This is a genomic window from Pseudomonas sp. MF09150 (assembly GCF_059862355.1).
Map to the genome: position 1 here is coordinate 548,988 of NZ_JCBCUS010000003.1, position 11,981 is coordinate 560,968.

An 11,981-nucleotide genomic window follows, 5' to 3' on the forward strand; every position below is an offset into this window, starting at 1 on the left:
TGAATCCGTGTTTGCTGGGGTTGGGTCGCGCTCAGGAGCGGCGTACCCGACTGGTGTGTTCTTCGTAGGCGCGGCTGAACTCCCGACCGAACAGGTCCTGGAAGTCGTCCTGGGCCTCGCGGGAAATCTGGCTGTAGAGCGCGGTGAACTGCTGCCAGTACTGGGCCTGGCGCGAGCCGCTGAACAGGTTGCTCAAACCGCCGGGCTTGCCCATGCGTGCCTCCAGCTCGGCAGGTTCGAAACGCTGCAACAGGTGCTTGATTGCCGCTTCCACCCCGGCCATCACCGCCAGTTGGTGGGCGCGCAGATCGTCGAAGCTGTCCTGCACCGCCTGGTCCGGAGCCATGAACGCCTGCTTGCTGTGGCGCAGCATCAGCAACATGGCTTCATCGACATTCGGCGCGAATTTGAGCGGGTTGTTTTCCACCGGGCGGATCATGGTCTGCTGCATGCGGAACTCGCCCTTGAGGCTGCTGCGGGCCCGCAACACATCGATCAGGCCCTCGACCATCAGCCGGTAGCTGCGGCCGATGCTTTCCATCTGCGCCTCGGCCTGCTCCTTGTCGATACGCAACTGGTCCAGGCCGGCACCGCGCAGAAAAGCCTGCAGCAGATCGGCCTGGGGGCTGGCGGCAACGGCGGCGGGCACCGGCTCGGGCACGGGTGCCGGCGCGCTGACGGGCGGCTCGGGTTGCACCACCGGCGCGACGGCGACTGCCACGGCCACCGGAACCACCTGCAACTGGGGCTGAGGCGGCGCCGCCGGCGGTTGGGCGGGCGCCTGGATCTGCGGTTGCGGTTGCGGTTGCGGTTGCGGCGCCAGACCGGTCGGCGGTGGCGCGATCGGTTCCAGGGGCGGCCATTGCACGGGGGGTTCGCTGCGCGGCAGCGGGGTGTCGGCAAACAGGTCCCAGTCTTCCGGGATCACCGAGGCCGCCACCGGTGGTGCGGGCGGGGCTTCGACCACAGGCGCCGGAATGCTGGTGGGGCTTGGCGGGCGGAAATCATGCTGCTCGGCCGGCACATGGTCGGGCTGGGTGGCAGGCGGCGTGGCCGTGGGGCTCAGGAAATCGAACAGGTCGGGCATGGTGTCCAGCGCCGACCCACCCTGGAAGTGCGCCACCGGCGCGCTCGGAATAATCGGCGCGGCACTGGGCAGCGGCTGTTGCCGCCCCATCAGGGCTTCAAAACTGTTGGATGAATCCACCGCGAACGGCTGGGCCTGGGCGCTGTTCAGGTTGAAGTCGATACGGGCACTGATTTCGTAATCGCCGATGCGAATGACCTCGCCATCCTGCAAGGGCTCGCTATTGCCACGGCGCAGACGAATACCGGCGTTGAGCAACTCCACGCCGTTAGTGCTGTTATCGGTTAAATAATAACGACCGTCCTTGTATTGAATAGAGCAATGTCGCGCCGAAACTAAACGCTCAGGATCGGGAAGTACCCAGTCATTATCAGAGGCACGGCCAATTGATATCACGCCACGATCCATTACTTTCTCGGGGCATTGACCTGGGGTGATCTTGTGATAACTAGTGATAGTCAAACACAGCGACATCTCGCCTCCTTGCTGGGTGTTTCGCCTGCGAACCGGGTACGGGGAAAAAGTTCCGTAAAAAACCGGCAAACTTTGAAAAAATCCTTTCAATGCCGGTTTTACCAGCACGTTCACTTAATTTGCCCGCCCCAGGTGACAGAACGCCGCTCACCGTCCCTCACACTGACCCAATAGTCAGGTCAGGATATTGGAGACTTATCACTGTCATGCGGGGCGAATAGCTTACCTTGACAAGCCACAAGTACTACACCAAAAATGCACAACTTCTTGAATACGGATGATGGCTTACTAATATCAGTGAGTCTATATAAGCAAGAATGTGCTGCAGTTCACAAAGAACTTCCGCGCTAATTGCCTGACTGTCCCGCAGGCTGATATGGAGATCGAAACAGGTGGATGTGCCAATGCTGCTCGCCGCAATTTCCGAGACTTCGCCTTGTGGTGAAGACCTGGAATATGACGCGGACTTTTTGCACCTGGAGCGGGCCGCACAAGGCCAGCCCGAGCGCAGCATGGGTGATTCGATCCTGCCTGCCGAAGCGCCCGATTGGCGCAGCGTCCAGCAGCAGAGCCTGGACCTGCTCGCGCGCAGCAAAGACCTGCGCATCGCCCAACTGCTCCTGCAAAGCAGCCTGGCCCTTGAAGGCCTGCCGGGCCTGGCCACGTCCCTGACCCTGATCAGCGAACTGCTCCTGCAGTACTGGCCGCACCTGCACCCGCGCCTGGATGCAGACGACAACAACGACCCCACGGTACGCATCAACGCCCTGGCTGGCCTGACCTCGGACGCCACCGTGCGCCTGCTGCGCGAAAGCATCCTGACCCGCTCCCGCGCCTTTGGCCCGGTCAGCCTGCGGGCGGCGTTCAACGCCAGCGGCTTGCAGAGCTTCTCCGGCGAGACCCTGGGCGCCGATCACCTGGCCGGGGCCATGCGCGACAGCGACCCCGAGCAGCTGGAGCAAGTGCGCGCGGCCTTGAACCAGGCCCGCAGCGCCGCCGAAGCCATCGAACAACAGGTCAACGAGCAGGTCGGTTCGGCCAGTGGCGTCGATCTTTCGGCCCTCAAGCAGCCGCTGAAAATGGCCCTGCAAGTGCTCGGCCAGCACGCCCCGCAAGGCGTCGAGAGTGCGCCTGTGGCCAGCGCCGATGAGCCGGTGGCCGACGCCCCCGGGCAACCGCTGGCCGTGGCCGCCGTGCCCCGGGTGTCGGGCGAGATCGGCAACCGCGACGACGTGCTGCGCAGCCTCGACCGGCTCCTGGCCTACTACAGCCGCCATGAGCCTTCGAGCCCGCTGCCCGTGCTGTTGAACCGGGCCAAGAACCTGGTGCACGCCGACTTCGAGTCGATCGTGCGCAACCTGATTCCCGATGGCATGTCCCAATTTGAAAACCTGCGCGGCCCCGAAAGCGACTAACCACGCCCGGAGCAAGCAGTCCCGTTAACGGCAACCACCGATGACGCCAACACCGTCGCAGTAGCGACCAGGAGCAGCAACGTGGCGAAGCAAAGTTCTCAGAAGTTCATCGCGCGCAACCGTGCGCCCCGCGTGCAGATCGAGTACGACGTCGAACTCTACGGCGCCGAGAAAAAGGTCCAGCTGCCCTTTGTCATGGGTGTGATGGCCGATCTCGCGGGCAAGCCGGCCGAGCCCCTGGCGGCGGTTGAGGATCGCAAGTTCCTGGAGGTCGACGTCGACAACTTCGACTCGCGCCTCAAGGCCATGCAGCCGCGCGTCGCGTTCCATGTACCCAACGAACTGACCGGCGAAGGCAACCTGAGCCTGGATATCACCTTCGAAAGCATGGACGACTTCAGCCCGGCCGCCGTGGCGCGCAAGGTCGACTCGCTGAACCAGCTGCTCGAAGCCCGTACCCAGCTGGCCAACCTGCTGACCTACATGGACGGCAAGACCGGTGCCGAAGAAATCATCATGAAAGCCATCAAGGATCCGGCGTTGCTCCAGGCCCTGGCCAGCGCGCCAAAGCCTGCGGACTCCGAGCCGAACGCTTAATCAGGACTTACGATCATGACCGAATCGATGCGTGACAATCAGTCCCAGCCCGCCGGGACCGAGCAGGCCAGCGAATTTGCCTCGCTGCTGCTGCAAGAATTCAAACCCAAGACCGAGCGTGCCCGCGAAGCCGTCGAAACCGCCGTCCGCACCCTGGCCGAACAGGCCCTGGCGCAGACTGACCTGGTGTCCAACGATGCGATCAAGTCGATCGAATCGATCATTGCCGCCATCGACGCCAAGCTCACCGCCCAGGTCAACCAGGTGATCCACCACCCGGACTTCCAGAAACTGGAAAGCGCCTGGCGTGGCCTGCACTACCTGGTGAACAACACCGAAAGCGACGAGCAGCTGAAAATTCGCGTGCTCAACATCTCCAAGCCGGAGCTGCACAAAACCCTGAAGAAATTCAAGGGCACGGCCTGGGACCAGAGCCCGATCTTCAAGAAGATGTACGAAGAGGAATACGGCCAGTTCGGCGGCGAGCCGTACGGCTGCCTGGTGGGCGACTACTACTTCGACCAGTCGCCACCGGATGTCGAGCTGCTGGGCGAGCTGTCGAAAGTCTGCGCCGCCATGCACTCCCCGTTCATCGCCGCGGCCTCGCCGACCGTGATGGGCATGGGCTCGTGGCAGGAACTGTCGAACCCGCGCGACCTGACCAAGATCTTCACCACCCCGGAATACGCCGGCTGGCGTTCGCTGCGTGAATCGGAAGATTCGCGCTACATCGGCCTGACCATGCCGCGCTTCCTGGCGCGCCTGCCGTACGGCGCCAAGACCGACCCGGTGGAAGCCTTCGCCTTCGAAGAAAACACCGACGGCGCCGACAGCTCCAAGTACACCTGGGCCAACGCCGCCTACGCCATGGCGGTGAACATCAACCGTTCGTTCAAACACTTCGGCTGGTGCTCGCGGATTCGCGGCGTGGAGTCGGGTGGCGAGGTTGAAAACCTGCCGGCGCACACCTTCCCGACTGACGACGGTGGCGTGGACATGAAATGTCCGACCGAGATCGCGATCTCCGACCGCCGCGAAGCGGAACTGGCGAAGAACGGTTTCATGCCGCTGCTGCACAAGAAAAACACCGACTTCGCGGCCTTTATCGGCGCCCAGTCGTTGCAGAAACCGGCCGAATACGACGACCCGGATGCCACGGCCAACGCCAACCTGGCGGCGCGCCTGCCGTACCTGTTCGCCACCTGCCGTTTCGCTCATTACCTGAAGTGCATCGTGCGCGACAAGATCGGCTCCTTCAAAGAGAAGGACGAGATGCAGCGCTGGTTGCAGGACTGGATCCTGAACTACGTCGACGGTGATCCGGCGCACTCCACCGAAACCACCAAGGCCCAGCACCCGCTGGCGGCTGCCGAGGTGATTGTCGAGGAAGTGGAAGGCAACCCGGGCTACTACAACTCCAAGTTCTACCTGCGCCCGCATTACCAGCTCGAAGGGCTGACCGTGTCGTTGCGCCTGGTCTCGAAGTTGCCGTCCGCCAAGGGCGCGTAAACCGCAATAACCTGTCGCCGCGGCCCAGGTACGAGGCAGCGGCGGCAGCTCGGATCGAACGACGCAGTCTTCTGGCTACAGAAGCAGAACCAACATCGTGGCAAGTGCCACATAGGGAGAAAACATGGCTGTTGATATTTTCATCAAGATCGGTGACATCAAGGGCGAGTCCATGGACAAGGCCCACAAGGACGAGATCGACGTCCTGAACTGGAGCTGGGGCATGTCGCAGTCCGGCAATATGCACGTCGGTGGTGGCGGTGGCGCAGGCAAGGTCAACATCCAGGACCTGTCGCTGACCAAGTACGTCGACAAGGCATCGCCGAACCTGATGATGCTCTGCTCCAGCGGCAAGCACATCGACAAAGTGCGCCTGACCGTGCGCAAGGCCGGCGGCGAAAGCCAGGTCGAGTACATGATCATCGACCTCGAAGAAGTCCTGGTCACCTCGCTGAGCACCGGCGGTTCGGGCAGCGATGATCGCCTGACCGAAAACATCACCCTGAACTTCGCCCAGGTGATGGTCGAGTATCAGCCGCAGAAAGCCGACGGCAGCAAAGATGGCGGCGCCATCAAGTACGGCTGGAACATCCGCTCGAACACCAAGCGCTGATTCCGTCTGCAGCGCTGCCACCGGTTGCCTTCGCAGCCTGTGGCAGCGGCTGCAGGGTTCGCTTCGAACCTGATTCCATGCCCCTCTCCCGCTCCGGTGCCTGAACCCATGGCTATGCCTGTCTCCATCACGTCATGCCCTCGCAACCCGACCGTGGAGCTGCCTCTGTGGTAAGCGAAATCGCCGCGCGCGACCGCCTGCAACCGTCCTTGCTCGATCGCCTGAGCGACGATGAACCGGGCAACCTCAAGGAAAGCGCCGACAAGCGTGTGCTGTCCCTGACCCAATTGAAGAATTCCGTGCTGCGCGACCTGACCTGGTTGCTCAACACCACCTCCCTGCTCGACGCCGACGCCACGCTGCACACCCCGGCCGGCACCTCGGTGATCAACTACGGCCTGCCGGCGCTGGCAGGGCACAGTGCGTCGAGCATTGATATCGCGGCCCTGGAAAGCCTGATCCACCAGGCCATCGCCACCTTCGAGCCACGCATCCTGCGCAACACCTTGCGCGTGCGGGCGCGAACCGCCCCTGGCGAGATGAACCACAACGCCCTGAGCTTCGAAATCGAAGGCGACCTGTGGGCCCAGCCGGTGCCCCTGCGCCTGCTGCTGCAGACCGACCTGGACCTGGAGTCCGGGAATGTGCGAGTGGTCCAGGCCGACCAGCGGAGGCGCCCATGAACCCGCGCCTGCTGGAGCTGTACAACCAGGAACTGCACCACGTGCGCGAGAGCGCCGCGGAGTTCGCCAAGGAATACCCGAAGATCGCCAGCCGCCTGACCCTGTCGGGCATGGACTGCGCCGATCCCTATGTGGAGCGCCTGCTCGAAGGCTTTGCCTACCTGACTGCGCGGGTGCAGTTGAAGCTCGACGCCGAGTACCCGACCTTCACCCACAACCTGCTGGAAATCGCCTACCCGCACTACCTGGCACCGACTCCGTCGATGACCGTGGTGCAGATGCAGGCCGACCCGGACGAAGGCTCCCTGAGCGGCGGCTTCACCCTGGAGCGCGACACCACTCTGCGCGCCGCCCTGGGCCGCGACACTCAGACCTGCTGCGAGTACCGCACCGCCCACGCGGTGACGTTGTGGCCGTTGCAGGTCGCCAGTGCCGAGTACTTCGGCAACCCCTCGGCGGTGCTCGGGCGCCTGGCCGCCAGCGAGCCCAAGGCCAAGGCCGGGTTGCGCCTGACCTTGCGCACCGGTGCCGAGCTGCCGTTCAACAGCCTGGCCCTGGACAGCCTGCCGCTGTACCTCAACGGCAATGACGAACAACCGTTCCGCCTCTACGAGCAACTGCTGGGCAATGCCTGCGCGGTGTTTGCCCGCCAGCCGGGGGGCAACTGGGTCGAGCGCCTGCCGGCCGGGGCCTTGCGCTCCCGTGGTTTCGATGACTGCGACGCGGCCCTGCCCGTGGTGCCCCGCGCCTTCCAGGGTTATCGCCTGTTGCAGGAATACTTCGCCCTGCCCAACCGCTTTCTGTTCGTCGAATTCGCCGAACTGGGTCGCGCCGTGCAGCGTTGCAGCGGCCAGGAGCTGGAGCTGATCGTGCTCTTCGAGCGCCATGACCCCAGCCTGGAAAGCAGCGTCGGCGCGGCGCAGTTCGTGCCCTTCTGCACTCCGGCGATCAACCTGTTCCCCAAGCGCGTGGACCGCATCCACCTTTCGGACCGGGTCAACGAACACCACGTGATCGCCGACCGCACCCGGCCGATGGATTTCGAGATCCACTCCCTGAGCGCCATCAGCGGCCACGGCACCGGCCCGGAACAACCCTTCCTGCCGTTCTATGCGGTGCGCGACCCGTCGCGCTACGGCCGCGACCAGGCCTACTACACCTTGCGCCGCGAACCGCGGGTGCTGTCCAGCGACCAGCGGCGCAACGGCCCGCGCTCGACCTACATCGGCAGCGAAAGCTTCGTCAGCCTGGTGGACAGCCAGCAGGCGCCCTACCGCCATGACCTGCGGCAACTGGGCGTCAGCGCCCTGTGCACCAACCGCGACCTGCCGCTGTTCATGAACGTGGGCAACAGCAAGACCGACTTCACCCTGGCCGACAGTGCCCCGGTGCAAGCCGTGCGCTGCCTGGCGGGGCCCAGCCGGCCGCGCCCCAGCCACGCCCATGACGGCAAGGCCTGGCGCCTGATCAGCCAGCTGTCGCTGAACTACCTGTCGTTGAGCGAACAGGGCCAGGGCGCCGCCGCCCTGCGCGAACTGCTGCGCCTGTACGGCGACAGCAATGACGCCGCCCTGCAATTGCAGATCGAAGGCCTGCGTGAAGTCAGCAGCAAGGCCGTGACCCGGCGCCTGCCGATGCCCGGGCCGATCGTGTTTGGCCGGGGCCTGGAGATCACCCTCGAATTCGATGAAAACGCGTTCCGTGGCACCGGGGTGTTTCTCCTCGGCGCGGTATTCGAGCGCTTCCTGGCACGTTACGTGTCGATCAACAGTTTTACCGAGACGGTGCTACGTACCACCGAACGCGGCGAGATCATGCGATGGAAAGCCAAGCCCGGACGCCGTCCGACTCTTTGAATACGCTGACGGCGATGCACGCCGAGCCCTGGGAATATGATTTCTTCCAGGCGCTGCGGCGTATCGAGTGTCTGTCGCCGCAGTTGCCGCGCTTCGGCCATTCCCTGCGCCTGGCGGACGACCCGCTGCGCCTTGGCCAGCAGGCCGACTGCAGCTTCGCCCCGTCCACCCTGGCGTCGGTAGAGCCTGGCGGCGACGGCGCCCCGGCGCGCCTGGAGCAGTTCTTCTTCGGCCTCGGCGGCCCCAACGGCCCGTTGCCGCTGCACATCACCGAATACGTGCGCGAGCGCCAGCGCAACAACGCCGACAGCACCAGCAAGCGCTTTCTGGATGTGTTCCACCACCGCCTGCTGAGCCTGTTCTACCGGGCCTGGGCCGAGGCCCGGCCAACCGTCAGCCACGACCGTCCGGACGACGATTACTGGTCGGCGCGCCTGGCCGCCCTCAGCGGGCGCGGCATGCCGAGCCTGCTCAAGCAGGGGCTGATCCCGGACACCGCCAAGCTGCACTACAGCGGCCACCTCGCGGCCCAGACCCGTTACCCCGACGGCCTGCGGGCGATCATCGGCGAGTATTTCGGGCTGCCGGTGCAGATCGAGGAATACGTCGGCCAGTGGTTGGAGCTGCCCGAGCGCAGCCGGGTCGGGGTCAGCGCGAATCAGCTGGGGGTGGATTTCTGCCTGGGCAGCCACGTCTGGGATCGCCAGCACAAATTCCGCATCCGCCTCGGGCCGCTGTCCCTGGACGCCTACATGGGCATGCTCCCCGACGGCCAGCAATTCAAGGAACTGGTGGCCTGGGTCGCCGAGTACCTGGGGCACGAACTGGACTGGGACCTGAACCTGGTCCTGGAGCAGGCGCAGGTGCCCGCGCTGCAACTCAACGGTCGCTTCCGCCTGGGTTTCAACACCTGGCTCGGCCAACCCGGCAAAGACGCCGATGACTTAATTCTGGCCCGGCACTACGCCGAACTGGCCACTACCTCACGCACATCAAGGAGCACAGAGCATGGGTGAAATCAGTCGCGCAGCGCTGTTCGGCAAACTCAACAGCGTCGCCTACAAAGCCATCGAAGCCGCCACCGTCTTCTGCAAACTGCGGGGCAACCCCTATGTGGAGCTGGCCCACTGGTTTCACCAATTGCTGCAATTGCAGGACTCGGACCTGCACCGCATCGTCCGTCAGTTCAACCTGGAGCCGGCGCGCCTGGCCCGCGACCTGACTGAAGCCCTGGACCGCCTGCCGCGCGGCTCGACCTCGATCACCGACCTCTCGTCCCACGTCGAAGAAGCGGTCGAGCGCGGCTGGGTCTACGGCAGCCTGATGTTCGGCGAAAGCCAGGTGCGCACCGGCTATCTGGTGATCGGCATCCTCAAGACCCCAAGCCTGCGCAACGCGCTGCTGGGGCTGTCCAAAGAGTTCGACAAGATCAAGGTCGAAGCCCTGAGCGAGCGCTTTGACGAATACATCGGCGATTCGCCGGAAAACGCCCTCAGCGCCAGCGACGGCTTCAATGCCGGCGCCGTGCCCGGCGAAGCCAGCGGCGCCATGGCCCCGAGTGCCCTGGGCAAGCAGGAAGCGCTCAAGCGCTTTACCGTCGACCTCACCGAGCAGGCCCGCAGCGGCAAACTGGACCCGATCGTCGGCCGTGATGAAGAGATCCGCCAATTGGTGGACATCCTCATGCGCCGGCGGCAGAACAACCCGATCCTCACCGGTGAAGCCGGTGTCGGCAAAACCGCCGTGGTCGAAGGCTTTGCCCTGCGCATCGTCGCCGGCGATGTGCCGCCGGCACTCAAGGACGTCGAACTGCGCAGCCTGGATGTCGGCCTGCTGCAAGCCGGCGCCAGCATGAAGGGCGAATTCGAACAGCGCCTGCGCCAGGTCATCGAAGACGTCCAGGCCTCGCCCAAGCCGATCATTCTGTTTATCGACGAAGCCCACACCCTGGTCGGTGCCGGTGGCGCCGCCGGCACCGGTGACGCGGCCAACCTGCTCAAGCCGGCCCTGGCCCGTGGCACCCTGCGCACCGTGGCCGCCACGACCTGGGCCGAGTACAAGAAACACATCGAGAAAGATCCGGCCCTGACCCGCCGCTTCCAGGTGGTGCAAGTGGCCGAGCCGTCGGAAGACAAGGCACTGCTGATGATGCGTGGCGTGGCCTCGACCATGGAGCAGCACCACCAGGTGCAGATCCTCGACGAAGCCCTGGAGGCCTCGGTCAAACTCTCGCACCGCTACATCCCGGCGCGCCAGTTGCCCGACAAATCCGTGAGCCTGCTGGACACCGCCTGCGCCCGCGTCGCCATCAGCCTGCACGCGGTGCCGGCCGAGGTGGACGACAGCCGCCGCCGGATCGAAGCCCTGGAAACCGAGTTGCAGATCATCGCCCGCGAACATGCGATCGGGGTCAACATCGGCACCCGGCAAAGCAACAGCGAGGGCCTGCTGAGCGCCGAACGCGAGCGCCTGGCCGAGCTGGAAAGCCGCTGGGCCGAGGAGAAAACCCTGGTCGACGAATTGCTGGCGACCCGCGCCACCCTGCGTGAACGCGCCGGCGTGGTGGACAGCGATGACGGCAGCGAAGACAGCCACGACCTGCGTGAAAAACTGGTCGACCTGCAACAGCGCCTCAGCGCCTTGCAAGGTGAAACCCCGCTGATCCTGCCAACCGTCGACTACCAGGCCGTGGCCTCGGTGGTGGCCGACTGGACCGGGATCCCGGTCGGGCGCATGGCGCGCAACGAACTGGAGACGGTGCTCAACCTCGACCAGCACCTGAAGAAACGCATCATCGGCCAGGACCATGCCCTGCAGATGATCGCCAAGCGCATCCAGACCTCCCGCGCCGGCCTCGACAACCCGAGCAAGCCGATTGGCGTGTTCATGCTGGCCGGCACCTCCGGCGTGGGCAAGACCGAAACCGCCCTGGCCCTGGCCGAAGCCATGTACGGCGGCGAGCAGAACGTGATCACCATCAACATGAGCGAGTTCCAGGAAGCCCATACCGTGTCCACCCTCAAGGGTGCCCCGCCGGGCTATGTGGGCTATGGCGAAGGCGGCGTGCTGACCGAAGCGGTACGGCGCAAACCCTACAGCGTAGTGCTGCTGGACGAGGTGGAAAAAGCCCACCCGGACGTGCACGAGATCTTCTTCCAGGTGTTCGACAAGGGCGTGATGGAGGACGGTGAAGGCCGGGTGATCGACTTCAAGAACACCCTGATCCTGCTCACCACCAACGCCGGCACCGAGCTGATCGCGCAAGTCTGCAAGGACCCGCAGAACGTCCCCGAGCCCGAGGAAATCGCCAAGGCCCTGCGCCAGCCGCTGCTGGAAATCTTCCCCCCGGCCCTGCTCGGGCGCCTGGTGACCATTCCGTACTACCCGCTCAGCGACGACATGCTCAAGGCCATCACCCGCCTGCAACTGGGGCGGATCAAAAAGCGCGTGGAGAACACCCACAAAGTCGCCTTCGACTTCGACGACGAGGTGGTCGACCTGATCGTCTCGCGCTGCAGCGAGACCGAAAGCGGCGGACGGATGATCGACACCATCCTCACCAACAGCCTGCTGCCGGACATGAGCCGCGAGTTCCTGACGCGCATGCTCGAAGGCAAGCCAATGGCCGGGGTGCGCATCAGCCAGCGCAACAACGAATTGCACTACGCGTTCAGTGACGTTGGGGTTTGAGCGCAAGGGGATGTTGCTACGGACTGTAGCCGCCACCGAACGGGGCCCGAGCCTCGC

Annotated in this window: 9 protein-coding genes; 8 read left to right on the plus strand and 1 reads right to left on the minus strand. The window is 64.5% G+C overall.

Annotated elements, in window-relative coordinates:
- Positions 1 to 31 precede the first annotated feature (31 nt).
- A complete protein-coding gene (tagH, locus tag AC19YX_RS15445) occupies positions 32 to 1,561 on the minus strand; it encodes a type VI secretion system-associated FHA domain protein TagH (RefSeq protein ID WP_500606551.1) in 1,530 nt (509 codons plus the stop codon).
- Between the two features lie 392 nt (positions 1,562 to 1,953).
- Here tagH and tssA point away from each other — a divergent pair, with 392 nt between their 5' ends.
- From tssA to tssH, 8 genes are all read left to right on the plus strand, one after another.
- Positions 1,954 to 2,976, plus strand: coding sequence for a type VI secretion system protein TssA (gene tssA, locus AC19YX_RS15450; protein WP_078470434.1), 1,023 nt, complete (start codon positions 1,954 to 1,956; stop codon positions 2,974 to 2,976).
- Between the two features lie 81 nt (positions 2,977 to 3,057).
- Positions 3,058 to 3,573 carry a type VI secretion system contractile sheath small subunit gene (tssB, locus tag AC19YX_RS15455; protein ID WP_078470433.1) on the plus strand — a complete coding sequence of 172 codons (516 nt, stop codon included), beginning with the start codon at positions 3,058 to 3,060 and terminating at the stop codon, positions 3,571 to 3,573.
- Positions 3,574 to 3,588: 15 nt separating this feature from the next.
- A complete protein-coding gene (gene tssC / locus AC19YX_RS15460) occupies positions 3,589 to 5,082 on the plus strand; it encodes a type VI secretion system contractile sheath large subunit (protein ID WP_078470432.1) in 1,494 nt (497 codons plus the stop codon).
- Positions 5,083 to 5,206: 124 nt separating this feature from the next.
- Positions 5,207 to 5,695: an Hcp family type VI secretion system effector gene (locus AC19YX_RS15465; protein ID WP_078470431.1), complete on the plus strand. Its 489-nt coding sequence runs from the start codon at positions 5,207 to 5,209 to the stop codon at positions 5,693 to 5,695.
- Positions 5,696 to 5,862: 167 nt separating this feature from the next.
- On the plus strand, positions 5,863 to 6,378 hold the full coding sequence (gene tssE / locus AC19YX_RS15470) for a type VI secretion system baseplate subunit TssE (RefSeq protein ID WP_078470430.1): 516 nt from the start codon (positions 5,863 to 5,865) through the stop codon (positions 6,376 to 6,378).
- Entirely contained in the window at positions 6,375 to 8,234 is a 1,860-nt protein-coding gene (tssF, locus tag AC19YX_RS15475) for a type VI secretion system baseplate subunit TssF (protein ID WP_078470429.1), read from the plus strand. The genes tssE and tssF overlap by 4 nt, the downstream gene beginning before the upstream one ends.
- A complete protein-coding gene (gene tssG, locus AC19YX_RS15480) occupies positions 8,198 to 9,250 on the plus strand; it encodes a type VI secretion system baseplate subunit TssG (RefSeq protein ID WP_078470428.1) in 1,053 nt (350 codons plus the stop codon). The genes tssF and tssG overlap by 37 nt, the downstream gene beginning before the upstream one ends.
- A complete protein-coding gene (gene tssH / locus AC19YX_RS15485; RefSeq protein WP_078470427.1) occupies positions 9,243 to 11,924 on the plus strand; it encodes a type VI secretion system ATPase TssH in 2,682 nt (893 codons plus the stop codon). The genes tssG and tssH overlap by 8 nt, the downstream gene beginning before the upstream one ends.
- The last annotated feature ends 57 nt before the right edge of the window (positions 11,925 to 11,981 follow it).

Excerpts from the sequence above, each read along its gene's own strand:
- tagH (WP_500606551.1), bottom strand. The coding sequence starts at position 1,561 with ATGTCGCTGTGTTTGACTATCACTAGTTATCACAAGATCACCCCAGGT.
- tssC (WP_078470432.1), top strand. The coding sequence starts at position 3,589 with ATGACCGAATCGATGCGTGACAATCAGTCCCAGCCCGCCGGGACCGAG.
- AC19YX_RS15465 (WP_078470431.1), top strand. The coding sequence starts at position 5,207 with ATGGCTGTTGATATTTTCATCAAGATCGGTGACATCAAGGGCGAGTCC.
- tssF (WP_078470429.1), top strand. The coding sequence starts at position 6,375 with ATGAACCCGCGCCTGCTGGAGCTGTACAACCAGGAACTGCACCACGTG.
- tssG (WP_078470428.1), top strand. The coding sequence starts at position 8,198 with ATGGAAAGCCAAGCCCGGACGCCGTCCGACTCTTTGAATACGCTGACG.
- tssH (WP_078470427.1), top strand. The coding sequence starts at position 9,243 with ATGGGTGAAATCAGTCGCGCAGCGCTGTTCGGCAAACTCAACAGCGTC.